The following is a 26,769-nucleotide window of genomic DNA, read 5'->3' on the forward strand; positions in this document are numbered from 1 at the left end:
TCAGTCCTTGACGGGCTCGAGGCCTGCCCGTTCGGCCTGCCGGTTGAATGCCGGCAGGTCGGTCGCGAGCGTCTGCTGCAACTTGTCGGTCTGCACTTTCAGCTCCTGCTGGACATCGGCGAAGATCGGTGCGACGTTGCTGGTCGGTATGCCGTCGCCCGTCTCGACCACGCGCAGCAGGGAGGCAAAGCGGTTGTTGATCCTGATCGGGAAGTTCAGTGGATCCTGGTTGCTCCGGTTGCGCACCTGGTAGATGGCCTCCTCCACTGCGGTCAGGTTCCCGGTCAAGCGGTCCGCCGCCGCACGCAGCTTGCCATCACTCTTCTTGGCCACGCGATCAGCGACGTCCTTCTTGATCTGGCGAATCTTGATCACGGCCTCGTTGGCTTCACTGGCCTTGTCGCGGATGGCCATGGCAATGTCGAGCTGCTGCTGCAGATCAGCAGTCGGCGTGTCGCGCAGCGGATGCTTGATGATGTCCACCGGCGCGGTCAGCGTCTTGCCGTCGACCGTCAGGCGCACCTGGTAGGTGCCGGGCAGCGCCATCGGCCCGTTCGTCGTCGCACCCCACAACACCATGCCGGGGAACTTGACCACGCCGTCGTACCGCAGATCCCAGGCGAAGCGGTTGAGACCGGCCGCCATCGGCGGTCCCTTCGGACCACTGCGCGGATCCTCATCCTCGTCGTCTTCGTCGGTCTTCGCCGCCTTGGGCGTGGCACCCTTGTAGCTGCGGATGACCTTGCCGGCGCCATCGACGATATCCAGCGTCAGGTCTTTCGCGGGCTGCTTCAACCAGTATTCAATCGCCGCCGGCTCGGCGGAGTGGATCGCGTCGCCCGGCTTGAACAGCCACGCTGCAGGCGCCGCGACGGCATCAGGACCGTACTGCCGCAAGGCCCCGATGTCGTCGAGGATGTAAAAACCGCGGCCCATCGTCGAGATCGCGATGTCATTGCGATGAATCCAGATGTCGGAAACCTGGGTGTCGGGCAGGTTGAGGCGCAGCGACTGCCAGTGGTCACCATCGTCGTAGGAGATATAAAAGCCGTGCTCGGTACCCGCGTAAAGTAAACCGCGCCGCGTCGGATCCTCGCGTACGACGTGGACGTAGTCGTCAGCCGGGATGCCGGAGACGGTCTTGGTCCAGGTCTTGCCGAAATCATGCGTGCGGAAGATATACGGCGTGAAGTCGTCGAACAGTGGCCGCTTCACGGCGACGTAGGCGGTGCCGGCGTCGAATTGGGATGCATCGATCTGGCTTACGCGACCGAAATCGGGCATGCCCTTGGGCGTGACGTTCGCCCAGGTCTGACCGCCGTCGCGCGTCACATGGACCAGCCCGTCGTCAGACCCGGCCCAGATGACGTTGACGTCGGTCTTGCCCGGCGCGAGCGCAAAGACGGTCGCGTAGATCTCCGGGCTGTTCATGTCATGGGTGATCGGGCCGCCCGACACACCCATAGTCTTGGGGTCGTGGCGGGTGAGGTCACCGCTGATGCGCACCCAGTTCTGGCCGCCGTCGGTGGTCTTCCAGACGTGCTGCGACGAGGTGTAAAGAATCTTGTGGTCGACAGGCGAGAAGATGATGGGGAAGGTCCACTGCCAGCGTTCCTTGACCTCGTTGGACGCCTCGCCCGAGAAGAAGCGCGGGTAAGCGCCGACTTCCTTCAGCGCCCCCGAACGCATGTCGTAGCGGGTGATGAACGAGCCATTGTTCGTACCGGCGAAATAGACATCCGGATTGGTCGGGTCGGGCGCGATGTAGCCCGGCTCGCCCCCACCGACCTGGTACGGCGCCACCGGCGGAATCCGACCATAGCTGCCGCCACCGTCCACGCCGACGCCGCCGGGCCCGATGTCACTCGGCACGCACATCGTCGAGTTGTCCTGCTGCGAACCGCACACCCGATAGGGCACGTGCGCATCGGTGATGACGTGGTAGAACTGGGCCGTTGCGAAATCCTGCTCCGACCAGTGCTTCGCGCCATCCGTCGTCACCGTCCCGCCGCCGTCGTTGCCAAGCACGAGGTGCTGCGTGTTGCCTGGATCGATCCAGAGGTCATGGTGGTCGCCATGCGTGCCCTTGCCGATGCTCTTCAGCGTCTTGCCGCCGTCGGTCGAGCGGAATGCGCTGGTGTTGAGCAGGTACACGGTGTCCTTGGCCACTGGATCGGCATACACGTGGGTGTAATAGAACGCGCGCTGGCGAATCCTGCGGTCGGCGTTCACCAGCTTCCAGGTAGCGCCCGCGTCATCGGAGGCGAACAGGCCGCCATCGGCATGCTCGACCAGCGCGTAGACGCGGTTGGAATCACCGCCCGAGACGGCGACACCTATCTTGCCGATGGGCCCTTTCGCCGGCAGCCCCGGATTGCGCGTAATCTCGGTCCACGTGTCGCCGCCGTCGGTCGACTTGAACAAGCCGCTGCCCGGGCCGCCACTCGACATCTGGTATTCAACGCGGTAGGCCTCCCATAGCGCCGCATACATCACGTTCGGATGGTTGCGGTCGAAGGCGACGTCGACCGCGCCGGTCTTGTCGTTGCGGAACAGCACCTTCTTCCAGGTCTTGCCGCCGTCGGTGGTCTTGAACACCCCGCGCTCCGCACTGGGTACGCCATAGCGGCCAAAGTCGGCGACGAAGACGATGTCGGGATTGGTCGGGTCGACGCGGATCTTCGAGATTGCGTCGGAATTGGAAAAGCCGACGTGCGTCCAGGTCTTGCCTGCATCGGTCGACTTGTACACGCCGTCGCCCGGCATGATGTTGCCACGGATCGCCGACTCCCCCATACCGATGTAGACGATGTCCGGGTTCGATTCGGAGACGGCGACCGCGCCGACCGAGCTGCTCTTGATCTGCCCATCGGTGACTGGCGCCCAGCTCTGCCCGGCGTCAGAGGTCTTCCACAGGCCGCCGCCGGTCGCCCCGAAGTAGGCGTCGTTGGGATGCCCTTTCACGCCGGAAACGGCAATCGACCGCCCACCCCGGGCCGGGCCGATGCTGCGCCATTGGTACGCCTTCAGCACGGCCTGGTCGATACCGGCGACGGCCGTTGGCGCTGCCTGCTGCGCTGGCGCGGATTGCCGGGCCTGAGTGCCCGCGCCCGCTCCCCCAGCGAACACGAACAGTGACGAACCGGCCACGAACGCCAACGACCTCAGCATGCGATTCATGAGTGACATCCCCTGGGCAATGAACGGCGCGCGCAACGACGCACGGAATCAAGACGCAACTATAAACTCAAGACGCCTGCTGGGCGACGTCGCCAGATGATTGGCGGCGCTTATGAAGCCGCAGGCCGATGGGAGCCGGAAATGCAAGGCGGCCAACACAGGTCAGTAGCCGGCGGCGGCACCGGCCGGGTAGCGCGGATCGTTGACGCTTTCCAGCAGGCCGGTCTTCGGGTCCACGACGATCGCAGCAATGTCGCCCATCTGGCGCACCGGGCGAATCTTGTAGCCCATGCCCTCGAGCTGGCCCTGCACCGTGGCCGTGAACGCGTCGGGCTCGGCGAAGATCTCATCCGGGTACCACTGCATGTGGATGCGCGGGGCGGCGATGGCCTGCTTGACGTCCATGCCGTACTCGGCGACGTTGAGGAAGCTCTCCATCGTGGTCGAGATGATGGTCGAGCCGCCGGGGCTGCCGGTGACCATGAAGAGCTTGCCGTCCTTGGTGACGATCGTCGGGCTCATCGAGCTCAATGGACGCTTGCCGCCCTGGATGCGGTTGGCCTCGCCCTGCACCAGGCCAAACTGGTTCGGCACGTCGCGCTTGGAGGTGAAGTCATCCATTTCGTTGTTGAGGAAGAAGCCGGTGTCGCCGGCAATCTGCTTGATGCCGAAATAGCTGTTGATGGTATAGGTCACCGCGACTGCGTTGCCCTTGCCGTCAACCACTGAATAATGCGTGGTGTTGGTGCCCTGGTAAGGACCAAGGCTGCCCTGCACTTCCGATGAGGGCGTGGCCTGGTCCGGCTCGATGCTCGCGCGCAGCTTGTCCGCGTGTTCGGCCGAGATCAGCGTCGCGACCGGGTTGTCGACAAACGCCGGATCGCCGAGATAGGTGTTGCGGTCCGCAAATGCACGCCGCTCGGCTTCGACGAAGTAATGCACGCTCTTGGTCGAATGGTGGCCCCACTGCGCAAACGGGTACGGCGCAAGGATCTGCAAGGTCTCGCAGATCGTCGTGCCGCCCGAGCTCGGCGGTGGCGCCGAATGGATCGTGTAGCCGTGGTAGCCGCACTCGACTGGCTTCTCCCACTGCACCGTGTAGTCGGCAAAGTCCTTCAGCGTCAGCAGGCCATGGTTCTCCTGGCTCGCCTTGACCACGGCCGCGGCGATCGCGCCGTGGTAGAACGACTTGCCGCCATCCTTGGCGATCTGCTCCAGGGTGCGCGCGAGCTCGGGTTGCTTGAGCCGCTCTCCCGCCTGCCAGGGCTGGCCGTGGTTGAGGAAGGTGGCCGCGACATTCGGCTGATTGCGAAAGGCGTCCGTCGAGGTGTTGAGGATCCGCACGTCGCCCGGCTCCAGCACATAGCCATCGGCCGCGAGCTTGATGGCCGGCGCCATGACTGCCTTGAGCGACATCGTGCCGTATTTGGCCAGGGCGTCGCCAAAGCCCATGACCGTGCCGGGCACGCCGACGCCGAGATAGGTGCGCGTGCTGCGGCCCTTGACCACGCTACCGGACGCATCAAGCATCATGTCCGGTGTCGCCGCCAGCGGCGCCTTCTCGCGGAAATCCAGGAACAGCACCTTGCCATCGGCCAGGCGAACGGTCATGAAGCCGCCGCCACCGATGTTGCCGCAACACGGGTGTACGACCGCCAGCGCATAACCCACGGCGACCGCCGCGTCAATCGCGTTGCCGCCTTGCTTCAGGACCTCGACGCCGATCCGGGTAGCCAGGTGCTGCGCCGACGCCACCATGCCATTTTTGGCGGTGACCTTGGGCTCGTCCGGCAACGGCGCCACCTCGGGCTTGCTGACCCGGGCCTGCAACGGGCCATCCTGCGCCGCACGGCTGTCCTGGGACAGCGCCACCGGGGCCGCGCCCAAAGCCAACAACGCGCCCAGCACCAAGATACCTACCACCGTCCCCAACTTGCGCATTTTCAATCCCGAATAGTCATCATCGATGCATGGTACCCAGAGCAAGCGCGTCCTGCTCGCATCCCGACCGATCAGGACCGCGCGCCTGGAGCGCGCCCGGCGACCCGATTGGCAAGACGATGCGTTCATGGGCCTCGTTGATCACCTCGGCAGCAGAGAGATGGAGCGCCAGCGCAGCCGGCCCAGCGGCGCCGGGTTGGGCACTTCAGCTCCCTCGCTGCATCGCCCATGTCCCGTCCCCCCTCTCGTGTCGTTGATGATGCCCAGCGCGCCGAGCCCCGGCCCGCCTGGCACGTCTACTTGCTGCCGACGTCCTTCAACAAGCTATGCCAGTAATCCAGGCTTGCGGCCACCTCGGAGACCGGCAGGCGCTCGTTGAGGCCGTGCATGAACGTGTCATTCGGCTTGGTGAATTGCGCGGCGATGCCATAGGTGGGTATGCCGGCAGCGCGGTAAACCTTGCCGTCGGTGGCGTACGCGGCCATGCTCGGCACGACGTCGAGCTTCGGGTAGCGCTGGTGCACCGCCCGCGCCACCGCATCCATCACGTCCTCGCGGATGGGTGAGGACGACGGCCCCAGCGGTGGCCGCGCGGCCGAAATCTCGGCTTTGGGATCGTCAATCACCTTGACCAAGGTGTCGCGTACCTGCGCCGCGGTCGTGTCGGGAAAGATGCGGCAATTGATGGTGGCGGTCGCGCTCTGCGGCAGCGCGTTTGGCGCATGACCAGCGGCCAACATGGTTGCCACACAGGTGGTCCCGATCTGGCCGACGTAGGCCGGATCGCCAGCAATGACCGCCGCTGCGTTGGCGTCCTTCGGGTTCCTGGCGAACGCCTGCATTGCCCCGCCAATGGCGCCGGGCGTGCGTTCGCCCAGCGCGGCGAGCGAGGCGCGCGTGATCTCGTTGCTCATCGGCGGAAACCGATATGCCGCGATCCGGTCGATCGCCTTGGCCAGGTGGTAAATCGCATTGTCCTGGCTTGGCTCGCTGGAGTGACCGCCTGGAGACGTATAGGTCACCTGGAAGTCGGCATAGGTCTTTTCCGCCGCCTGTACCTCGAACAGGCTCGGCTTGCCCGTGGTGGGGTCGATCGTGCCGCCGCCACCCTCGGCAATCAACACGTAGTCGGCGTCGGGAAAGTGCTTGGCCAGCTCGCGGGTCGACAGCTCGTCGCGCTCCTCGTCGCCGGAGAGCGCCAGGACCAGGTCCCGCCTGGGCTTGAAATCTTCCTGCTTGAGCCGGATGAAGGTCTGCACCAGCGCCACCGTGCTGGTCTTCATGTCCGCCACGCCGCGGCCAAAGATGTAGCCATCCTCTTGAACCATCTTGAAGGGATCGCGCTGCCAGTCCTTGGGGTTGGCCGGCACCACGTCCATGTGACCCGTGGCCACGATGGGCTTACCGTTGTCGGTGCCGTGGATGCGTGCAATCAAGGCAGCCGTCTCACCCACCCGGATCACCTGGACGTCCGCGGCGGGGAAACCGCCGGCCTTGAGCTTGTCGGCAAAGTAGTTCGCCAGCTTCGGCACCTGGCCGTTGCCATGATAGGTCTGCACGCTGATCGCATGGCTCAGCATGTCCATGGTCTGCGGCAATATCTGCGCCGTGGTCTCGGCCTTGGCCAACCCCAACGCGCCGCCCAATGCGAACACGGCCCCCGCGGCCCAAGCCATCTGCGTCGTCATCGTTTGCATACCCCAATAGACCTCATGGATCGCGGCGGCCACTCCGCGCGCAAGCCATGTCACCAGCTGCAGCGAATCCCGCCGTACACATACGCGCCGTTGAATCCAGTCGGTGACTGTACTGCACCAATGCACGTACATTTAAGCTCAATCCGGAGCCAGTGGCGCAAGAATGCAAGCGGATTCAAGATCACCGCCGCCAAACCCGTCGCGGGAACGGCGAAAGTCGTCGCCGTACGCGCGCCGTCGGCACGCGCGATCGGATTACACTCGAAGCCACCACTGCGCGGACGAGCGGGTCGCGCGGCCATTCCACCCCAGGACAGGAAGGAGACAGTCATGCCGAACGTCTATCCAGTCGACCCCAAGGTTGCCGCGAAGGCCTTGCTGCGCGAGGACGATTACCGACGGTTGTATGCCGAATCGATCCGCGATCCGGCGAAGTTCTGGGGTGAAGTTGCAAAACGGCTGGACTGGATCCAGGTGCCTACCAAGGTCAAGGATGTCTCCTTCGACCCCAAGGATTTGCACATCCGCTGGTTCGAGGACGGCATGCTCAACGTCTCGGCGAACTGCCTGGACCGGCATCTGGAGAAGCGCGGCGACAAGGTGGCCATCCTCTTTGAGGGCGATGACCCCGCCGTCTCGCGCAAGATCACCTATCGCGAGCTGCACGCTGAGGTATGCAAATTCGCCAACACGCTCAAGCATCTGGGCGTGGCCAAGGGTGATCGGGTGGTTATCTACCTGCCGATGATCCCCGAAGCGGCCGTGGCCATGCTGGCCTGTGCGCGCATCGGTGCGATCCACTCGGTGGTGTTTGGCGGCTTCTCCCCCGACTCGGTGGCCGGCCGGATCGCCGATTCAAAGGCCAAGCTGGTGGTCACCGCCGACGAGGGGCGCCGTGCCGGCAAGCACATCGCGCTCAAGGCCAACGTCGACGAGGCATTGCAGCGCCCAGGCACGAACAGCGTGGAGACCGTCATCGTGGTGCGCCACACCGGTGGCGCCATCCACATGCAGGCGCCACGCGACCGTTGGTACCACGTGTTGATGGACGGCCAATCCGCGGAGTGCCCGCCGACGCCGGTCGAGGCCGAGCATCCGCTCTTCGTGCTCTATACCTCGGGCTCAACCGGCAAGCCAAAGGGGGCGCTGCACTCGACCGGTGGCTACCTGGTCTACGTCACCTACACGCATGAACTGGTGTTCGACCTGCACGAGGATGACGTCTATTGGTGCACCGCCGACGTCGGCTGGGTCACCGGGCACAGCTACGTGGTCTACGGCCCGCTCGCGAACGGCGCCACCACGGTCATGTTCGAGGGCGTGCCGAGTTGGCCCGACTACCGGCGCTTCTGGCAGGTGGTGGACAAGTACGGCGTGACCATCCTCTACACCGCACCCACCGCGATACGCGCGCTCATGCGCGAGGGCGAGGCGCCGGTCAAGGCCACCTCGCGCGCCTCCCTGCGCGTGCTCGGCTCGGTCGGCGAACCGATCAATCCGGAAGCCTGGGAATGGTACTACCGCGTCGTGGGCGAGCGCCGCTGCCCAATCGTCGACACTTGGTGGCAGACCGAAACGGGCGGGATCATGATCTCCGCCCTGCCCGGCGCCATCGCCACCAAGCCGGGGTCCGCCACGCTGCCGTTCTTCGGTGTCGAACCCTGCATCGCGGATGCGGATGGCAACGTGCAGGAAGGCGTCACCGAAGGCAAGCTGTTGATCGCCGATTCCTGGCCAGGCCAGGTACGCACGATCTATGGCGACCACCAGCGTTTCATCGAAACCTATTTCACCGCCTACCCCGGCTACTACTACAGCGGCGACGGTGCGCGTCGTGACGAGGACGGCTATTACTGGATCACTGGCCGCGTTGATGACGTCATCAACGTCTCCGGACATCGCCTGGGCACCGCCGAGGTGGAAAGCGCGCTGGTGGCACATCCGAAGGTCGCCGAGGCGGCGGTGGTCGGCTGCCCGCACGACATCAAGGGCCAGGGCATCTACGCCTTCGTCGCTTTGGTGGCTGGTGAAACCGGCAACGAGGCGCTGCGCAAGGAACTCATTGCCTGGGTGCGCAAGGAAATCGGCCCGTTTGCCGCGCCGGACTATATCCAGTGGGCTGCCGACCTGCCCAAGACGCGCTCAGGCAAGATCATGCGCCGCATCCTGCGCAAGATTGGCGAGAACCAGCCCGAGGCACTCGGCGACATCACCACGCTGGCCGATCCCGCAGTGGTTGGCAAACTGGTCGACGAGCGCCTGATCAAGTAGCGCGATCGAGCAACACCTGGCGGCCCAGCGCCGCCAGGTGTGCCGATACTGGCAAACCGTCGGCGCCGGTACGCAACGAAGGTACCGGGTAGCGGCAATCCAAGCCGGCACGATCGACGGCTTCAATCCGCCGGCGCATCCAGATAATCCGCGACCGAGGTCCGGTCAACCGGTGCCTCACGACGCAGCAACGCCGCGATCGGCGTGGCGACCACGGCCACCAGCACATTGCCGGCAAGCGCGAGCAAGCCGATGTAGACCCCCATGGGATGGCCGCCAAAGTGGAACGTATACACCGGCGAGAGATGCCCAAGCACGGGCAGCACGGTGCCCACCAGCATGCCCAGGGCCCAGCCGGCCAGCAGGGCCGACGGCCGCAACCAGCGGATGAACAGGCCACCAATCACCGGCGGGAAAATCTGCAGCATCCAGATGCTGCCCAGGAGCTGCAGGTCGATCGCAAACTTGGTCGGCAGGTACAGCACCGCGAGCAAGGCGCCGAACTTCACCACCAGGGAGATGTTCTTGGCCAAGCGCGATTCCTGGGCGCCGCTCATCTGGCGGTTTACATAGGGTCGCCAGATGTTCCGCGTGAAGAGGTTTGCCGCGCCAATCGCCATGATCGCGGCCGGCACCAGCGCCCCCAGGGCGAACGCGGCAAAGCAAAAGCCGGCAAACCACGGCGGGAAGCTGGCATTGATCAGGGCCGGCGCCACCATGGAGCCATCGGCAACCTCGATGTGCATGGCCAGCGCCATGTAACCCAGCAGCGCCACCAGGCCCAGCATGATGCTGTAGGCCGGCAGCCAGATCGCGTTGTGGCGGATGGTGTCGGCGCTCTTCGCCGCCAGCGTCGCGGTCGTGGCCTGTGGATACAGGAACAAGGCGAACGCCGAACCCAGCGCCAGCGTCGCGAACGCGACGTACTGGTCGGGCTGCAGGATGATGCCGGTATGGCCACCCTTGGCCGCAAAGGTCTCCTTGGCGGCCGCAAATACCGCCGTATAGCCGCCCAATTTGGCCGGGATGATGATCACCGCGGCAATGACCGCGATGTAGAGCATCGCGTCCTTGACAAAGGCGATCAGCGCCGGCGCACGCAGCCCGCTGGAGTAGGTGTAGACGGCAAGGATCACGAACGCGATCACCAATGGCGTGTCGTGCCCGATGCCCAAGGTGCCAAAGCCCATGGCCTCGAACACCACGTTCAGGCCGACCAGTTGCAGCGCGATATACGGCATCGTCGCCAGCAGGCCCGTGACCGCCACCGCGAGGGCCAGACCGCGGCTGCCGAAGCGGCCTTCCACGAAGTCGGCGGAAGTGACCCAGCCGTGCTTGCGGCACACGTTCCACAGCCGTGGCATGGTCATGAACACGAAGGGGTAGACAAGGATGACGTAGGGCAAGGCGAAGAAGCCATAGGCACCCACCGCATACACCAATGCCGGCACTGCAATCAGGGTGTACGCCGTATAGAGATCCCCGCCCAACAGGAACCAGGTCACGAAGCCGCCGAAGCGGCGTCCGGCCAGGCCCCATTCGGAGAGCTGCGTCAGATCCCCCCGCCGCCAACGCGCAGCGACAAAGCCAAGCACCGTGACCAGCGCGAAGAAGAACCCGAAGACGCCGATCGTGACCGGGTCAAAACGCACCCCGTTCACGCGCCCCACCTGCGCTGCGCGGCCCACACGAGCCAGGTGAGCAGTGCCGCGCCCACCGTCCAGCCAAACAGCCATACATAGAAGAACGGAAAGCCGGCGATGCTCGGCTCGACGCGGTTGTAGAACGGCAACCACAGCAACGCGACGAATGGCACGAGCAGCAGCAGCGGCACCCAACGACTCAACATGCGCATTCGCATCCCCTGTCCGGCCCACGACCAGCACCGGCTCAAGATGCTATAGCGCCGCCGCTGCGGCCGGCAAGCACCAGGGAGCACGCACGCTGCGGGAAGCATCGCCTGCCCACAAGGGACTCCGTACAGTCGCCGACGAGCCCTCCCCGCAAAACCCATGAACCACGGCGGCGCTGCCCGAGCGCTCAAGCCACCTCGAGCACAGGCGAGGCAATCTGAGCGGCGGCAACCGGCTCCGCCTCGGCGTCAAACGGCAGGCCGTGCCGGTCGGCGTTGTACACGGCAACGTCGAGGATGCCTTCGCGCCGCGAGACGATCGTCGGCACCAGTGCCTGGCCGGCGACGTTGACCGCGGTGCGTGCCATGTCGAGGATCGGGTCGATCGCGAGCAGCAGGCCCACGCCTTGGAGCGGCAGGCCCAGGGTGGACAAGGTCAAGGTCAGCATGACCACGGCGCCAGTCATCCCGGCCGTGGCCGCCGAGCCCACCACCGACACCAATACGATCAACACGTATTGCAGCGCCGACAGCTCGATGCCATAGAACTGCGCCACGAACAGCGCAGCCAAGGCCGGGTAGATGGCTGCGCAGCCGTCCATTTTGGTGGTGGCGCCGAGCGGCACGGCAAACGCTGCATAGGCACGCGGCACGCCCAGGTTGCGTTCGGTCACCTGCTGGGTGAGTGGCAAGGTGCCAATCGAGGAGCGGCTGACAAAGCCCAGCTGCACCGCCGGCCATACGCCGGAGTAGTACTTGCGGACGGACAGCCCATGCGCCCGGACCAGGGTCGGGTAGACCGCGAACAGCACCAGCGCCAGCCCCAAATATACCGCGGCAATGAACCATACCAATGAGGCCAGCGTTGGCGTGCCGTAGGCGGCAACGGCATGGCCGATCAGGGCCAGCGTGCCGATCGGGGCCAGGCGGATGATCCACCACAGGAGCTTCTGCACGATGGCGAGCAGGGACTCGTTCAAGCCAATGAACGGCTTGGCCTTGTCGCCCACCTTGAGAGCCGCAATGCCGAGTGCGGTCGCCACCACGATGACCTGCAACACGTTGAAATGCAGCGCATAGCTGACCGCGCCAGCCGCATTGGCGCGGCTGGACAAGGCGATGCCGAGGTAGTTGGCCGGAATCAGGCCAACCAGGAAATCGCTCCAGGAGCCAACCACCGAGGGTTCGCCCGCCTGCAACGTTCCGCGCGCGACATGGTGGCCAGGTTCAAGGGCGACGCCAAGCAGCAGGCCGATGGACACCGCGATGAACGCGGTGATGGCGAACCAGACCAGGGTCTGTGCCGCCAGGCGGGCCGCGTTCGACACCCGTCGCAGGTTCGCGATGCTGGAAATGATCGCCGTGCCGATGAGGGGCACGACGGCCGCCGTCAACAGCTCGACATAGGCGTGGCCGGTGGTGTCGAGCGCGCGTGCCAGCCAATTCGCACGCCCGCCCGCTCCGGGTCCCAGACCGGTCGCCAGCACGCCAGCGACTACGCCAAACACCAGGCCAGCCGTCACCTGCACGCTGAAGGAGGTGAGCCACCAGGGCAAGGACTTGCGCGCGCTCGGCAGCGCATCGATATCCACATTCATGATTATTCCTCATCGGGCCGCGATACGACGCGCGGCGGAACGCGCAGGGCGCGCAAAACGGGAAGACGCGTTGGTGGCCGCTACGGCAGCAGTTATGCCGCGCAGCCGCGCGTACACCCGGCCCGATCACCGCCGGTACGGCGAGCCCGGTCTGGAACCACGGGTGCTGGCCGCCATTGGCGACGCCATCGCGGCAACGCCGGGGCGGCGGCGTGCGGTGTGGTCCCGCGGTGGCGGCATGCCCCTGTCCGGCTGGCGGCGGTCGCCAACAGCCATGTCCCGGGAGTGGCCCGGAAGCGCAGCAATTCGAGGTACGGGGAACTCATCACCGCGCCAGTGTAGCGGAGGCTTCCAGGTTTTCAAGTATACGGACGGCAATACGTTTAAACGTCCATTACGGACGGCGGTGAACGTCCGCAACCGGCATCCCGGCGCGGTCGGCGCACGCTCGCCGAGCTGCCCCGCCGATCTCCGGCCGTCGTGCACCGCGGCGGCGTCCGCGCCGCCTCAGGGCGAGGTGTCGGACTTCGCCGGACGCACCAGGCCGCCGTCGGCCAGTGTGGCCGCGTTCAGCACCAGCCGTTGCCCGGGCCGCACTCCGCTGGCGATCTGCGCGTGCACGCCATCGGTCGCAGCCAGGGTCACCGGAGTCAGGTGCACCCGATTGTCATCGCCCAGCAGGGCGACCAGGGTCTGCTGTCCGTGCAGCACGAGCGCCGCGGCCGGCACCGTGGGATGCGGCACTGCCGCCAGTTGCAGGCTCGCGTTGACCGAGCTGCCGGGCACGATCGCCTCATTGGCATTGTCAACGTCGATCTCGGCGAGCATGGTGCGGGTCTGTGCATCGAGCTGGCCAGCGGTACGGCTGACCACGGCCTGAGCCAGCACCTTGCCGTCGGCCGGGTCGCTGATCGCTGCTGCGTCGCCGGGCTTGACCTGGCCGGCATCCTGCTGGTCGACGTACACGCGCACGCGCAGCCGATGGGTGTCGGTCACGGTGACGACCGGCAAGGCCGAGGTCTGGCTGTTCGAGGCGTTCTGCACCAGTGCGCCGGGATCGGCAAAACGCGCGGTGATGGTGCCGTCGAACGGCGCACGGATCGTCTCGTAGGCAATCTGGCTGTGCAATTCGTCGGCCGCAGCCTGCGCGGCATCCACCGCGGCACGCGCGTCGTCCACCTGCTGCTGCGAAACGTAATGCTGGCCCACCAGCCCGCTGATGCGCCGCAGCGTGGTCTTTGCCGTATCCAGGCTGGCCATGGCACCGCGATACTGCGAATCGATCTGCGGCGAGGCGATTTCGGCAATGACCTGGCCGCGGCGCACATGGTCGCCCCGGTCGACCTTGACCGTCTTCAAATAACCGCTGACCTGGGCATACAAGGTTGCGCTCTGGTAGGGCTGGGCCTCACCGAGCAGACTGACCTCGTGCGTCGGCACGCCCGGCAGGACCTGCGCCACCTCGACCGCCGGGCCGGCATCGGCCCGCACCTGCAGGGCCTCGGCGGTCTGGACAATGTGCCGGCTGTGGCTGAACCAGAGCGCGCCCAGCGCCAGCGCCGCAACGAGCACGACGATGATACTGAAACCGCGTACCGCGCGGCGCGAATGTTTGGACGTGGTACTCATGGCAGCTCTCCGCTAACGGGCTCGCCGCGCGCTTCACGTTCGAAGCGTTCGTCGAGGATATGCAACATGGGTGGCTTGCGGCGCAAGGCCGCATACGCTGCCGGTACGATCAACAACGTGGTCAGGGTGGCGACAATCAGCCCGCCGATCACGGCGCGGCCAAGCGGCGCGTTCTGCTCGCCACCGGCGCCCAGGGCCAGCGCCATCGGCACCATGCCAATGATCATGGCGATCGCGGTCATCAGCACCGGACGCAGGCGCACCTTGCCGGCCTCGATCGCGGCCTCCACGGCGGACAGGCCGCGCTCGGCACGCAAGTCGTTGGCAAAGCTGACCACCAGGATCGAGTTGGACACGGCGATGCCCACCGACATCACCGCCCCCATCAATGACTCCACATTGATCGTGGTGCCGGTCAAGGCCAGCGTCCACAAGATGCCGACCAGGGCGCCAGGCACGGCCAGGATGATGATCAGCGGATCCAGCCAGGACTGGAACAGCACCACCATCAGGCAGTACACCAGGATCACCGCCAGGATGATGCCGAGTGCCAGGCTGGAGAAGGACGAGCTCATCACCTGGCTCTGGCCGCGCAGCACGATTTTGGTGCCCGCCGGCAGGCCGGCCTGCTGCACGCGGTCGATCACGCGCTGGATGTCGTTGGCCACGCCGCCGAGGTCGCGGCCCTGCACGTTCGCCTGTACGTCCATCACGCGCTGCACCGTGTAATGGTCGATTGACTGGATGCCGGCCTCCGGCACCACGCTGGCGACATTGGACAACCGCTGCACCGGCGCGCCGGGCAGCGCGGCCGGCGTCGCCGATATTGGCTGCTGGCGCATGCCGGCGTTGCCACCGGTCAATGGGATCGACATCAGCCGCTGCAGGGAATCCATGTTCGACATCGGCGTCTGCACCGCCACCGTGTAGTTGACGCCATTTGAGGCAAGATAGAACACCGGGCTGACCATCGAGCTCGACGAGAGCGAGGTCAGCACAGAGTTGGCGACATCACGCTGCGACAGGCCAAGCCGCGCGGCGAGCTGGCGGTCGACGTTCACGCGCAGCGCGGGATAGTCGAGCATTTCCGGGATGTGTGCGTCGACCACGCCCGGGATGCGCGCAATCTCGTCCTGGATCCGCCGGGCAATGGCCGCGTTGCTCGCCAGGTTCATGCCAGAAACCTGCACGTCGATGGGCGCCGACAGGCCAAAGTTCAACACCTGGCTGACGATGTCGGCCGTCTGGAAATAGAACGAGCTGCCCGGGAAGGCATCCGGCAGCTTTTCGCGCAGCAGGCGCATGTAATCGGCCGTGGGCCGATGTGGTGACTTCAGCGAGATCGAGATTTCCGCATCCATGCCGCTGATGTTGTCGGTCTGCACGAAAGCGAGGTTGTAGTACAGCGGCACGCCGATCAGGTCGTCAATGCTGTGCAGCTGCTCGGCAGGAATCAGCTGGCGGATCGAGTCCTCGATGCGCAGCACCAGCTTTTCCGTCTCCTCGATGCGCGTACCCGGCGGCGCACGCACATGCAGCTTCATGATGCCGACGTCCGCGCTCGGAAAGAAATCGGTGCCGATCACGCGGGTCAGGCCCAACGAGAGCACGACAAGCAGGCCGGCGGCAGCCAGCACGAAGCCACGGTTGCCCACCAAGTGCGTCAGCAGGCGGCCGTAGCCCTCGCGCAGGCGGCCAAACGCCCGGTCGATGCGGCCCTCGCCGTGGCCGGCGGCGATGGCGCGCAGCTCGCCCGGTAGCAGCATGCGGCACAGCACCGGCACCAGAGTGAAGGACAGCAGGTAGGAAGCCGCCATCGCCAGCACCACGGTCAGGCCCAGTGGCGTGAAGAGGAAGCGCGCCGCACCCTCGAGCAGCACCACGGGGAAGAACACGATGCAGATCGCCAGTGTCGCCACGGTCACCGGCTGCACCACCTCGCGGGCGCCGTCGATGATCGCCACGGTGATTGGTTTCCCCAGCACCAGGTGGCGATGTATGTTCTCGATCACCACCGTCGCGTTGTCGACCAGGATGCCGACCGCGAGCGCGAGGCCGCCGAGCGTCATCAAGTTGATCGAATTGCCGGTGAGGTACAGCCCGATCAGCGCGGTGAAGATCGCCAGCGGGATCGAGGCCACCACCACCAGGGTGCTGCGCCAGCTGCTCAGGAACAGCAGGATCATCAACGCCACCAGCACGGCGGCAATGACCACCTCGTGCAGCACGTTCTGCACCGCGCCGCGCACGAACACCGACTGGTCGAAATCCAGGCCGACGGTGAGGCCCTCGGGCGCCGTAGCCAGGATTTGCGGCAGCATGTCGCGCGTGGCGTCGACCACCGCCAGCGTCGAGGACTCGGCGTGCTTCAGGATCGTCAGGTAGGTCGCGCGCTTGCCGTTGATGTGCACGATGCTCTGCTGCACGGCGTACGAGTCGTGCACCTTGGCCACGTCCTTCACCAGCACCTGCTGACTGCCCACGGTCTTGACCGGGATGTCGGCGAAGCGCTCCACCGTGGATGGACTCGAGTTCATCAGCACGGTGTAGTCGCGCGAGCCGATGCGCGCGGTGCCGCCGGGGATGATGATGTCCGCGGTGAGCAGGGCGTTGACCACGTCCTGCGGCGAGACCCCGCGCGCGGCCAGCCGCTCCGGGTCGATGTCCACCATGATCTGGCGCTGCTTGCCGCCGAATGGCGCCGGCGTGGACAAGCCGGGAATGGTGAAGAGCTGGATGCGGATGAAGTTGAGCGCGTAGTCGTAGATCTGCTGCTCACTCAGGTTGTCGCTGCCGACATCCATCTGCACCACGGGCACGTTGGAGGCGTTGAACTGCACCACCATCGGCGGCGACATGCCTGGCGGCAGGTTGTGCTGCAGGGTCTGGTTCATCGCGCTGATCTGCGCGATCGCCGCACCAATGTCGGTGCCGGGGTAGAAATACAGCTTGAGCAGGCCGACGCCGGGAATCGAGTGCGACTCGATGCGCTCGATGCCATTCACCGAGGTCGAGTAGCCGCGCTCGGCATGCACCACCACGCGCCGTTCCATGTCCCCGGCTGACAGCCCTGGATAGTTCCAAGCCACCAGTACCACCGGGATGTCGATGACCGGGAAGATGTCCACGATCATGCGCTTGGCCGACAAGGCACCTAGCAACAGCATCAGCAACGCCATGACCGCCACCGTGTACGGACGGCGCAAAGCCATGCGGATCATGCCAAGCATGCGGACTTTCCCCCAGGACCAACAGTGAGGCCACGATTCCGTCGTCCACACTGCCAGCGGGAGGCGCCGGCCCGTGAAGCAGCGATATCGAACGAGACCGTGGCCAAGGCCGGGACCGGCGGCGACACCAGGACCGGAGACGGCACTTCTCCACGGAAAATCGCGCCGAGTCTAAAAACCAGCCACGGTTTTGGGTAGTGCCAATCGACAGGTCTGAGGCAACCAGCCTGGGGACGCGCCGGCGAATCGCAGCAGGACTTACGCCCACTTAACCCCTCGCGTGATGCACTGCGCCGCCACGTCATTCGAGGTCATGCATGTTCCGACGGATCGCCATCATCGGCGGCGGCGCGGCAGCCGCTTCATTGCTGGGCGAGCTGCTCGATCGGTCGCTGTCGCCCCCATGGCAGGTGGACTGGTACACCGGCGGCAAGTCGCCCGGACGCGGTGTGGCCTATGCCACCCCGTCTGCCCGCCACCTGCTCAACGTCCGCGCGGCGTCGATGGGCCTGTACTCCAGCCAGCCGGGCGGCTTTCTGGAGTTCGCCCGGCACGGCGGCCACGACGTGGGCGGCAAGGATTTCCTGCCGCGGCGTCTCTATGGTGACTATCTGGCAGCGGAAATCGAGCAGGCCATCGCGCGCGGCAAGGCACATGGTCACGAGGTCACGATCATTCCCGCCGACGTGGAGGCGGCGATTCCCGAACCTCGTGGAGTCACCATCGTGCACGGGGGACAGTCGCGGCGCATGGACGCGGCGGTACTTGCGACCGGCGCATTGCCGCCACAACCGCTGGACGGCGTCGAGGCCGCGACCCTGACAAGCGGTCGCTATGTGGTCGATCCCTGGCCGTTGCTGTCCCGACCCGATCCAGCGGTGCCGCCACGCCACGTGCTGCTGATCGGCAGCGGGCTGACGGCAGCGGACACGGTGGTCGAACTTGCCGCGCGTTGGCCCGGCACCCGATTCACCCTGGTTTCTGTGCACGGTCGATGGCCCGAGCGCCATCCCGTCGAAGTCGGCGCACCGCGCGGCGGCCAGGATGACCTGGTCGGCTCGCTGCTCGCCCAGCCCGAGGTGCGCCGCTGGATGCACCTGCTGCGCGAGGCGGCCGCCGAAGAAGGCGACTGGCTCAGCGTGGTCGACGGCTTGCGCCCGCACACATCCGCCCTGTGGCAAGCGCTGCCGACCGCGCAACGGGCACGCTTCCTGCGCCATGCCCGTTCGGCCTGGGAGCGCGCCCGGCACCGCCTGCCACCACAGGTCGCCGCGAACCTGGATGAGCTGCAGCACGCCGGCCGAATCACACAGCGCAGCGGACGAATGCGTTCGGTGACCCTGCGTGCCGGCGACCAGCTGCGCGTGGCCTTCAGTCACGGCAGCGCCATGCACGCGCTGGAGGCTGACCTGGTCATCCAGACCACGGGCCTGGCCACGGACGCGCGGCTCAACCCCTGTCCCCTGCTAGCCCAGTTGCGCAGCCACGCCTATGTCGTGGCGGACGAGCTCGGCCTGGGATTGCAGGCGACGCCCGAAGGTTGCCTGCGACATACGGGCGGGCACTGGCCGCACTTGTTTGCCCTTGGCAGCCTGCTACGCGGCACGCTGTGGGAATGCACCGCCCTGCCCGAAATTCGCCAGCAGGCCCGCATCATCGCGAGCCGGTTGCTGGCCGCCTGACCGCACGCCACCGCTCAACAGGCTTGGGGAACGCTGCAACCTTTATCTTTGGGGGAGCAAAAGGCTCCGCGAAGAGCCATGACCGCGTTGTGCCTCAGCCGTGCTGGTCCTCGGTGGCGCGGATGAAGGCGGCGGTGTTGTCGTGCAGTTTCTTCAGGTCGGGGACGTGCACGTAGACCATGTGCCCGGAATCGTAGTAATCGAAATGGATGTGCGACTGCAGGTCGGACGGGATGTCCATGTGGTTGACGGCATACACCATGCCGTAGAACGGCGTCGAGAAGTCGAAATAGCCGCAGTGCACCAGCACCTGCAGACGGGCGTCGTACTTCATGGCCTGGGCCAGGTCGATGCCGCCGTTCGTGTCATGCGTCTTCTCGCCGGTGACCAGGTTCTCGTCCCCGGTCGGCCAGGGGGCAATGCCACCGTCGGACACGCTGCCCACGTTGTAATACGTCGGCCGGTAGACCTGGTCGTCGCCGTATTTCAACGTCTGGTGCATGTAGGTATTCAGGCCGGTGACGTAGGCCGAATCGATGGACGAGTACTGCGGATCGGTCTGCGCGGTTTCGGTCATCGCGTTCATCGTGGGTCCGCTGAAGCGGGCATCCAGCTCGCCGACCACCAGTTTCTGGTCGCCCAGCAAGGCTTGGCGGAACTGCCCAATGTCGACGCGCAGCCTGGCCTTCTTGATGTAGTCGACGGGCAGGCCGGTGTAGCCATGCAGCTTCTCCGCTATGGCGTCGAAGTCCGCCGGGCTCAGGGTATTGCCTGCATTGAGCGCCACCGCATACTGGTTCATGGCGAAATGCTCGACCTCGGTGAGGAAGGCCTGCATGTCCGCCGGTGCGTTCGGCACCTTGTGGTGGTACCAAGCCGTGGCCGCCATGGTAGGCAGCACCACCTCGTACTGGATGTCCGAACCGTAGGGAATGGCGCTGCCCATGTACGCGGACTGCAGGATGATGCCGTTCACGTCCATGTTCTCCGCCTGCTCGAGGTAGTTCACCAGCACTTCGTTGCGCAGCGTGCCGTAACTTTCGCCGTACAAGTACTTCGGGGAGTTCCAGCGGTGGTTCCCGGTCGCGTAGCGCTTGATGAATTGCGCAAACGACTTCATGTCGGGATCCGTGCCATAGAAGTCCCTCGTCGTGCCCACGCCGCCCTGGTCCTTGCCGATGATGCGGCTGTAGCCCGTATTCATGGCATCGATGAAGACCTCGTCAGTCACGTCCAGCAGGCTGTAGTCGTTGTTGACCAGTTGGTATGGTGCGGCCGGCGTCGGGCCCAGATCCGTGGTCGTGATGCGCCGCGGGCCGAACGCGCCCATGTGCAGCCAGATGGTCGAGGAACCCGGACCACCGTTGTGGAAGAACGTCACTGGCCGCCGGCTTTCATCCTTGACGCCGCGCTTGACGTACGCCACGTAGAACATGCTGCCGGTCGGATGGCCTTCTTGGTCCTTGAGGATGATCGTGCCCGCCGTAGCGGTGTAGTCGATCTTCTTGCCCTCGACGGTCACGCTGCCTTCGGTCACCGATGGCCGTGCCGCGGGCAAGCCGCCCGCCGCCGGCGTGGGGGCCCCCGCCGTCTCCGGTGCGGCCCAGGCGCCTGCCGTAAGCGCCATGCCGGCGAACGCCACCATCGCAGCAAGCAAGCTTTTCATCCCAGCATCTCCCGCGGATTGGAAGCGCCAAGGATAGTCGGCGGGCAGCCATTCCCCACCGTGCCGATTGGCCTATTGGGGGAGCGAAGCGCGGCCTACTTCGGCAAAGCCGCCAGCCAGGCCAGCACCGCTTTGGACAGTTCCTGGCGCTGGTCCGAATAGGAATGGTCGGTGGGCAAATGCAAGCTGGTGACGTGGCTGTCGCCGCCCTGGTGCAGGGCGGCGACGAAGGCATCGTTGGCCGGTGCGAGCCCGTCATCGGACGTAACGACCAAGGCAGTGCGATCCTTCAAGGCGTCGACTTTGGACAGGAAGCGCCAGTCGGCGGCATGCGCGAGCAGCTCGTGGGCAAGGCCGTCCGGCGTGCAGCCGTTCAAGGGCGCCATGCCCTCGCCGGCAAGGCCCTTGGCGATGGCGGCGAGGCCGGCGGCTTCGCCTTCCTTGCGGACGACGGCTTGCGCACGCCCTGCCATGTCCGCGGCAGAGATCGTGGCAAAGGCCTTGATGCGCGGATCGGCAGCAGTGGCGGCAATCGCCATGAAGCCACCCATGCTGTGACCGATCAGCACAATGCGCGAAGGATCGAGGCGCAGCGCCTTGGCGACCGCCGGCTGGCGCAGGTAGGCAACCGCCGAGGCGGTATCCTCGATGCTGTGCGCAAACAAGAACTCGCCTGGCGTACCCCATGAACCCCGGTAATTGAAATACAGCACATCCCACCCCGCCCGGCGGATGTCCTGGGCCAAGTCGAGGTTGCGTTCGTTGCCGGGAAAGCCGTGCAACAGGACCACGGCAGGATGCGGACCCGCTCCGGCAGCCACGTAGACCAGGGCGTTCATCAGCGCGCCATGACTGGGGATCTGCATGGTCTGCATCGCGGCCCGGTCGGTGCGATCGACGGGTGCGGACACGGCCGGCGGACCAGCGCGATCGGCAAGCCCGGCAGAGACCGCCATGGCAGGCGGGGCCACAACCACCAGGCTCAACTCAAGCAAGGCCGCAACCGCGGCGCAGGACAACAAGTGTTTCATGACGACCTCCCGAAGGGACCGACAATCAGTGTTGCTGGCCCGGCGTCCAGCGATAGAACTCGACGATATAGCCACCTGGGTCGAGCACCCGGAATTCCGCATAACCGCCGTGCTGGCGAATGCCGTGCTGGAAATGTTTTGGATCTTCGCCGTTGTACGGATACCACCCGATGCCGGGGATGGCACGGACGTAGTCGTACCAGGCCTCCAGGTCCTTGGTCTCGATCGCGAGCATGGCACCCTTGTCCTTGACCGCCTTGAGCGCACCCGTAGCCGCATCCACCAGTGCAATCTGCATCCCGGGGCCGGCTTCGACGATGACTACCCCGCCTTCGTCATAGATTGCCGGGAAGCCCAGCTCGTCCACATACCATCTTCTGGCGGCGGGCAGGTCCTGATAATAGAAATTGGTGACCACCGCGGTGACCGGTGGCGGCCTTCGCGCCGAGGGTGCCGCCACCGACGTGCAGGCAAACCACGCCAGCACCACGCTGCAAGCGAACAATATCGACACTCGTCCAAGGCTCATGACTCATCGGCTCCCAGGCTTCAACACGACTTCTGGCCCGCGGGTGATCGTAGAAGTGAATGGGTGGCTGCTCGCAAGCGCTGCACGACGCCTCCGCCGCGAGGGCGGCGGCTGCGCAGGGCTCTCCTAGGGAATCCTTTCGTTTGCCGTGACCTCGGGAGCCGCCACGTCATGCGGGAACAGGTAGCGGCTCACCAACGCGGCAAGCACCGCCCCCACCAGGGGAGCGACGATGAACAGCCACAACTGGCTCAGCGCCTCGCCGCCCACGAACACGGCCGGGCCCAGGCTGCGCGCGGGATTCACCGAGGTGCCGGTCAAGGGAACTCCCACCAGGTGCACTGTAGCCAGTGCCAGGCCAATCGCCACCCCGCCCAATTGCGGCCACGCCGCCTTGCGCGTCACCAGCAGCACGATGAAGACGAACAGGAAGGTCAGCACCGTCTCCGCAATGAAGGCGCCAGGCATATCCAGGCCGACCATTGAACTTGCGCCGAACCCGTCCGCGCCCAGCCCAACCGTTGCCGTCGAATAGTCCTGGGCGCCGGAAAACATCCACAGCAGGATGGCAGCGCCGGCGATGCCGCCGGCGAACTGGGCGATCCAGTAGCCTACCGCCTCGCCAATGCCGATGCGGCCGGAAACCCAAAAGCCCATGGTGACGGCGGGGTTGATGTGCGCACCTGAGATGGGGCCGATACCGTAGGCCAGGATCAGCATGACCAGGCCGAACGCCAGCGCGGTGGCGACCACTCCCGCCGCAGCACTTTGTCCCGTCAGCCCGAAACCAAAGGAAAGCGTGGCTACGCCGGCACCTACAAACACCAGCAGCGCGGTACCGAGAGCCTCAGCCACCAATTTGCGCGTGTCCATGGGAACCCCCTTGCGTCAGCTTGAGGTGCGCCGCTGATCATACACACGGCGAATCAAAAAAGATGGTTGTGCATGCGCGTGCGCCGACGCGCCGCGAGCACCTCAGGCAAGTGCCCATTGCCCCAGCGGCACATGGCGGGTCTGGCCGAGCAGGCTGTGCACCAGCACGAACTCGCGCGCCCGCCAGACAATCGGCGCCACGTCCTGCATCGCCACTGCACGCGCGTCATAAGCCAGGGTGACATGCGGCTCGAATTGCGTAGTCGTGAACCGGCCGAGGCCGACCTCGCCCAGCTCCGCTGCCAGCGCAGCGTGCAGGGCACGCAAGGGGGCATTGCCACCATGCGCCCGCAACACGAACGGCAGCTTGCCACGCCGCCCGTTGAAGCTGCCCACCTGGTCGAAAGTCAACTCGAACGCCGCCATGGACACCCGCGACGCGGCGGCCGATGCCGCGCCCACCACTTCCTGGCGCAGGCCGGCAGTATCGCCAAGGTGGAACAAGGTGACATGCAGCCGCTCGGGCTGCACGGGCTTCCCGCGCAAGCCATGCGCTGCGCACTGCGCGGCCGCGAGCGCCGCCAGCTCGGCAGCCGTGCCAGGGTCCGGGAAGATCGCCAGGAACAGCCGATCCGTGGCCACCGCGGGCCCGAAACCGGGAAGTGACGCCTGCTGTGACATCCGGTTCAAACCCACGGTATATGTTGAATCAGTCAGCGCAACGACAGCCCAACGGCCCGCTCGCTATGGGCAGCGACATTGGCCGCGATGCACAAGCATGATAGGTTGCCAGAGATACCACCATCACCAGGGAATCCCCGGACATGAAGAAAGCCGCCTTGACCACGGCATTCGTTTCGCTTGCCTGCATTCTCTCCGCGTTCGCCTTCGCGACGCCCCCAGTCACCCAGACGTCCGGCAAAGTCACACCCGACATGATCCAGACCGGGTCGGACGTTCCGGCCAACTGGACCCAACCCCAAGGCAACTTCGACTACGTCAAGCGCGACGTGATGATCCCGATGCGTGATGGCGTGAAGCTGCACACGGTGATCGTGACCCCGAAGGATGGGCGCGACCTGCCGATCCTGCTGGAGCGCACGCCCTACAACGCCAGCGGCATGGCGCCAAACAACAGCCCGCATATGACCGAGGCAGTGTGGTCGGGCGGCCGGGATTGGGCCGCCGACAAGTACATCCTGGTCTGGCAGGACGTCCGCGGCAAATATGGCTCGGAAGGCAAGTACGTCATGACCCGCCCGCCGATGGGCCCGCTCAACCCGACCAAGACCGACGACACCACCGATGCCTGGGACACGATCGACTGGCTGGTGAAGAACGTCAAGGAGTCGAATGGCAAGGTGGGCATGATCGGCTCGTCCTACGACGGCTGGACGGTCGCCATGGCCCTGTTGGGCCCGCACCCCGCGCTGAAAGTCGCCGCGCCGGAAAGCCCGATGATCGATGGCTGGATGGGCGATGACTGGTACCACTATGGCGCGCTGCGCCAGCGCAACCTCGATTTCTTCGTCAGCCAGAGCAGCAAGCAGGGCCGAGGCGAGAGCATTCCGCGTGAGCACTACGACGACTACACCAACTTCCTCGAAGCGGGCTCGGCCGGCGCCTACGCCGAAGCCAACGGCCTGACGCAACTGCCGTTCTGGAACCGCTTTGCCGCGCACCCGGCCTACGACGCCTTCTGGCAGCTCCAGGCGCTGGACAAGCTGTTGGCCGCCAAGCCGTCCAGCGTGCCCACCATGTGGCTGCAGGGCATGTGGGACCAGGAGGACATCTACGGTGCCGTGCATGCCTTTGAAGCACTGAAGAAGGCCGGCCATGGCGCCACCAACCACCTGGTGATCGGCCCGTGGTGGCACAGCCAGATCAACCGCGACGGCTGGGACATGGGCCCGCTGAAGTTGCCGGGAAACACCACGGCCGAGTTCCGCCAGAACGTGATGATCCCCTGGTTCAACCATTATCTGCGCGGCACGCCGCTGCCCAAGCCGCTGCCACAGGCACTGATCTACAACCCGGTGCAGCAGCGTTGGGATGGCTTCGCCGACTGGAAGCCGGCCAGCGAGCAGCAGCTCACCCCGCTCTACCTGCAGGCGCATCTGGGCCTGGGCTTCCAGGCGCCCACCGGCGGCAGCGACAGCTATGTCTCCGATCCGGCCAAGCCTGTTTCCTACCTGCCCCGCCCGACGCTGGCAAGGGACACGCGCTGGCGCACCTGGCTGGTCGAGGACCAGCGCTTCGTCACGGACCGCGCCGACGTGCTGTCCTACGTCACACCCGTGCTGACCAAGACCGTCGCCATCCAGGGCGCGCCGATCGCCGACCTCTATGCGCGCACCACCGGCACCGACGGCGACTTCGTGGTCAAGCTGATCGACGTCTATCCCGATGTCGACGCCAACGAACCGGAGATGGGCGGTTACCAGTTCCCGGTCGCGCTCGACATCTTCCGCGGGCGCTATCGGCACAGCTTCGCGGACCCGTCGCCGATCCCGGCCAACGAGGTGCAGCAATACAGGTTCCGCCTGCCGACGGTGAATTACGAGTTCAAGCCCGGCCACCGCATCATGGTGCAGATCCAGTCGAGCCTGTTCCCGCTCTATGACCGCAACCCGCAGACCTACGTGCCGAATATCTTGTTTGCCAATCCGGCCGATTACCAGAAGGCCACGATCACCATCGAGCATGGTCCCGACGGCCGCAGCGCGGTGCTGTTGCCGGTGGTGGAGACGGGCGGCGGCGGCTGATTCGAAGTTGCCGCTACCCCGGATGCCCGAGCAGCAGATTGAATGCTTGCAGGCGAAAAGGGGGATGTGAAATCACGCCCCCTGCCGCCCATGGATGCCAGGGCCTTGTTCGCCATGACCACTCCGGCGTGCAACCATGAGGGGACCGGATGGGAGGACAGATGGATGCAGTTGGAAGATGTCGCGTATGTGCGGGTGGCAACACCGCTGGGCGCGTTCGTGCTGGCGGCACGTGACCATGCACTCAAGGGCGGCTGGTTCGAGGGACAGAAGTACTTTCCTGCCATCAGCGCGGACGAGGGTTGGCGCGAGGAAGAGACTGCCGTGCTGCATGCCGCGCGACAGCAGCTCGAAGCCTACTTTTCCGGCACGTCGACGCGCTTTGAGCTGCCCCTGGCGCCGGAGGGCACGGCATTCCAGCAACAGGTGTGGAACGCCCTACGCGCCGTGCCCTGGGGCGAGACCACGACCTATGCGGCGCTTGCTCGCGCGCTGGGTCGGCCGGGCGCGTTCCATCCGGTCGGGGCCGCCGTCGGGCGCAACCCGATCTCGCTCTTCATTCCCTGCCACCGCGCGCTCGGCAGTGATGGCTCGCTGACCGGCTATGCCGGCGGGCTCAAGCGCAAGCGCTGGCTGCTCGACCACGAAGGCCGCGAGCGCAGCCTTTTTTGAACGGGACGTGGTAAATCCAGCCGCAATCCCTGCAGCCAGCGCATGCTGGTCAACATCCACTTTAATTTGCCGCGCCCCTTTATATGTTGCGGTGTCGGCCGATAGCAAAGACATGGAAGTGCACCGCGGTACCTCACTCGACGTTTAGAGCAC

General features: G+C 65.5%; 18 protein-coding genes. 4 read left to right on the plus strand and 14 right to left on the minus strand.

Annotated features, from left to right (window positions below; all coding sequences use genetic code 11):
- The 3 genes from AC3WJB_RS12835 to AC3WJB_RS12845 form a co-directional block, all read right to left on the minus strand.
- Positions 1–3,180, minus strand: coding sequence for a VPS10 domain-containing protein (locus AC3WJB_RS12835; protein WP_492682122.1), 3,180 nt, complete (start codon positions 3,178–3,180; stop codon positions 1–3).
- Positions 3,181–3,342: 162 nt separating this feature from the next.
- On the minus strand, positions 3,343–5,121 hold the full coding sequence (gene ggt / locus AC3WJB_RS12840; protein WP_492682124.1) for a gamma-glutamyltransferase: 1,779 nt from the start codon (positions 5,119–5,121) through the stop codon (positions 3,343–3,345).
- Between the two features lie 296 nt (positions 5,122–5,417).
- Positions 5,418–6,809, minus strand: coding sequence for a M20/M25/M40 family metallo-hydrolase (locus tag AC3WJB_RS12845; RefSeq protein ID WP_492682126.1), 1,392 nt, complete (start codon positions 6,807–6,809; stop codon positions 5,418–5,420).
- Between the two features lie 339 nt (positions 6,810–7,148).
- On the opposite strand from AC3WJB_RS12845, the gene acs reads away from it, so the two are divergent.
- On the plus strand, positions 7,149–9,089 hold the full coding sequence (gene acs / locus AC3WJB_RS12850; RefSeq protein WP_492682128.1) for an acetate--CoA ligase: 1,941 nt from the start codon (positions 7,149–7,151) through the stop codon (positions 9,087–9,089).
- Here the strand turns inward: acs and AC3WJB_RS12855 are convergent.
- The 6 genes from AC3WJB_RS12855 to AC3WJB_RS12880 all read right to left on the minus strand — a co-directional run bounded on the left by AC3WJB_RS12855 (position 9,082) and on the right by AC3WJB_RS12880 (position 17,398).
- Entirely contained in the window at positions 9,082–9,228 is a 147-nt protein-coding gene (locus tag AC3WJB_RS12855) for a hypothetical protein (RefSeq protein ID WP_492682130.1), read from the minus strand. The two genes, acs and AC3WJB_RS12855, sit on opposite strands and share 8 nt — an antisense overlap.
- A complete protein-coding gene (gene mctP / locus AC3WJB_RS12860; protein WP_492682132.1) occupies positions 9,212–10,750 on the minus strand; it encodes a monocarboxylate uptake permease MctP in 1,539 nt (512 codons plus the stop codon). The genes AC3WJB_RS12855 and mctP overlap by 17 nt, the downstream gene beginning before the upstream one ends.
- Positions 10,747–10,938 carry a DUF3311 domain-containing protein gene (locus tag AC3WJB_RS12865; RefSeq protein WP_492682134.1) on the minus strand — a complete coding sequence of 64 codons (192 nt, stop codon included), beginning with the start codon at positions 10,936–10,938 and terminating at the stop codon, positions 10,747–10,749. The genes mctP and AC3WJB_RS12865 overlap by 4 nt, the downstream gene beginning before the upstream one ends.
- Before the next feature lie 191 nt (positions 10,939–11,129).
- Complete coding sequence (locus AC3WJB_RS12870; RefSeq protein WP_492682136.1) at positions 11,130–12,539, minus strand: dicarboxylate/amino acid:cation symporter; 1,410 nt, start codon at positions 12,537–12,539, stop codon at positions 11,130–11,132.
- Positions 12,540–13,046: 507 nt separating this feature from the next.
- Positions 13,047–14,168 (minus strand): efflux RND transporter periplasmic adaptor subunit, encoded by a 1,122-nt coding sequence (locus AC3WJB_RS12875; RefSeq protein WP_492682138.1) that lies wholly within the window; start codon positions 14,166–14,168, stop codon positions 13,047–13,049.
- A complete protein-coding gene (locus tag AC3WJB_RS12880) occupies positions 14,165–17,398 on the minus strand; it encodes an efflux RND transporter permease subunit (RefSeq protein ID WP_492682140.1) in 3,234 nt (1,077 codons plus the stop codon). The genes AC3WJB_RS12875 and AC3WJB_RS12880 overlap by 4 nt, the downstream gene beginning before the upstream one ends.
- Positions 17,399–17,715: 317 nt before the next feature.
- Between AC3WJB_RS12880 and AC3WJB_RS12885 the strand changes: the two genes are divergently transcribed.
- A complete protein-coding gene (locus AC3WJB_RS12885; RefSeq protein ID WP_492682142.1) occupies positions 17,716–19,080 on the plus strand; it encodes an FAD/NAD(P)-binding protein in 1,365 nt (454 codons plus the stop codon).
- Between the two features lie 94 nt (positions 19,081–19,174).
- Here AC3WJB_RS12885 and AC3WJB_RS12890 read toward each other — a convergent pair whose 3' ends face one another.
- From AC3WJB_RS12890 to thpR, 5 genes are all read right to left on the minus strand, one after another.
- Positions 19,175–20,746 carry a S10 family peptidase gene (locus tag AC3WJB_RS12890; RefSeq protein ID WP_492682144.1) on the minus strand — a complete coding sequence of 524 codons (1,572 nt, stop codon included), beginning with the start codon at positions 20,744–20,746 and terminating at the stop codon, positions 19,175–19,177.
- A 95-nt stretch (positions 20,747–20,841) separates the two neighbouring features.
- Positions 20,842–21,777, minus strand: coding sequence for an alpha/beta hydrolase family protein (locus AC3WJB_RS12895; RefSeq protein ID WP_492682146.1), 936 nt, complete (start codon positions 21,775–21,777; stop codon positions 20,842–20,844).
- Between the two features lie 25 nt (positions 21,778–21,802).
- Positions 21,803–22,306 (minus strand): VOC family protein, encoded by a 504-nt coding sequence (locus AC3WJB_RS12900; protein WP_492682148.1) that lies wholly within the window; start codon positions 22,304–22,306, stop codon positions 21,803–21,805.
- 126 nt (positions 22,307–22,432) lie between these two features.
- Positions 22,433–23,179, minus strand: coding sequence for an aquaporin (locus AC3WJB_RS12905; protein WP_492682150.1), 747 nt, complete (start codon positions 23,177–23,179; stop codon positions 22,433–22,435).
- 102 nt (positions 23,180–23,281) lie between these two features.
- Positions 23,282–23,860 (minus strand): RNA 2',3'-cyclic phosphodiesterase, encoded by a 579-nt coding sequence (gene thpR, locus AC3WJB_RS12910; RefSeq protein ID WP_492682152.1) that lies wholly within the window; start codon positions 23,858–23,860, stop codon positions 23,282–23,284.
- 143 nt (positions 23,861–24,003) lie between these two features.
- Between thpR and AC3WJB_RS12915 the strand changes: the two genes are divergently transcribed.
- Complete coding sequence (locus AC3WJB_RS12915) at positions 24,004–25,944, plus strand: CocE/NonD family hydrolase (RefSeq protein WP_492682154.1); 1,941 nt, start codon at positions 24,004–24,006, stop codon at positions 25,942–25,944.
- 165 nt (positions 25,945–26,109) lie between these two features.
- Positions 26,110–26,616 carry a methylated-DNA--[protein]-cysteine S-methyltransferase gene (locus AC3WJB_RS12920; RefSeq protein ID WP_492682156.1) on the plus strand — a complete coding sequence of 169 codons (507 nt, stop codon included), beginning with the start codon at positions 26,110–26,112 and terminating at the stop codon, positions 26,614–26,616.
- The last annotated feature ends 153 nt before the right edge of the window (positions 26,617–26,769 follow it).

The organism is Rhodanobacter sp. FW510-R10 (assembly GCF_058781105.1).

What these genes read in the sequence shown, in the direction of transcription:
- AC3WJB_RS12835 (WP_492682122.1), bottom strand. Translation starts at nt 3,180, where the DNA reads ATGAATCGCATGCTGAGGTCGTTGGCGTTCGTGGCCGGTTCGTCACTG.
- ggt (WP_492682124.1), bottom strand. Translation starts at nt 5,121, where the DNA reads ATGCGCAAGTTGGGGACGGTGGTAGGTATCTTGGTGCTGGGCGCGTTG.
- AC3WJB_RS12845 (WP_492682126.1), bottom strand. Translation starts at nt 6,809, where the DNA reads ATGACGACGCAGATGGCTTGGGCCGCGGGGGCCGTGTTCGCATTGGGC.
- acs (WP_492682128.1), top strand. Translation starts at nt 7,149, where the DNA reads ATGCCGAACGTCTATCCAGTCGACCCCAAGGTTGCCGCGAAGGCCTTG.
- AC3WJB_RS12855 (WP_492682130.1), bottom strand. Translation starts at nt 9,228, where the DNA reads ATGCGCCGGCGGATTGAAGCCGTCGATCGTGCCGGCTTGGATTGCCGC.
- AC3WJB_RS12865 (WP_492682134.1), bottom strand. Translation starts at nt 10,938, where the DNA reads ATGTTGAGTCGTTGGGTGCCGCTGCTGCTGCTCGTGCCATTCGTCGCG.
- AC3WJB_RS12870 (WP_492682136.1), bottom strand. Translation starts at nt 12,539, where the DNA reads ATGAATGTGGATATCGATGCGCTGCCGAGCGCGCGCAAGTCCTTGCCC.
- AC3WJB_RS12875 (WP_492682138.1), bottom strand. Translation starts at nt 14,168, where the DNA reads ATGAGTACCACGTCCAAACATTCGCGCCGCGCGGTACGCGGTTTCAGT.
- AC3WJB_RS12880 (WP_492682140.1), bottom strand. Translation starts at nt 17,398, where the DNA reads ATGCTTGGCATGATCCGCATGGCTTTGCGCCGTCCGTACACGGTGGCG.
- AC3WJB_RS12885 (WP_492682142.1), top strand. Translation starts at nt 17,716, where the DNA reads ATGTTCCGACGGATCGCCATCATCGGCGGCGGCGCGGCAGCCGCTTCA.
- AC3WJB_RS12890 (WP_492682144.1), bottom strand. Translation starts at nt 20,746, where the DNA reads ATGAAAAGCTTGCTTGCTGCGATGGTGGCGTTCGCCGGCATGGCGCTT.
- AC3WJB_RS12895 (WP_492682146.1), bottom strand. Translation starts at nt 21,777, where the DNA reads ATGAAACACTTGTTGTCCTGCGCCGCGGTTGCGGCCTTGCTTGAGTTG.
- AC3WJB_RS12900 (WP_492682148.1), bottom strand. Translation starts at nt 22,306, where the DNA reads ATGAGCCTTGGACGAGTGTCGATATTGTTCGCTTGCAGCGTGGTGCTG.
- AC3WJB_RS12905 (WP_492682150.1), bottom strand. Translation starts at nt 23,179, where the DNA reads ATGGACACGCGCAAATTGGTGGCTGAGGCTCTCGGTACCGCGCTGCTG.
- thpR (WP_492682152.1), bottom strand. Translation starts at nt 23,860, where the DNA reads ATGTCACAGCAGGCGTCACTTCCCGGTTTCGGGCCCGCGGTGGCCACG.
- AC3WJB_RS12915 (WP_492682154.1), top strand. Translation starts at nt 24,004, where the DNA reads ATGAAGAAAGCCGCCTTGACCACGGCATTCGTTTCGCTTGCCTGCATT.
- AC3WJB_RS12920 (WP_492682156.1), top strand. Translation starts at nt 26,110, where the DNA reads ATGCAGTTGGAAGATGTCGCGTATGTGCGGGTGGCAACACCGCTGGGC.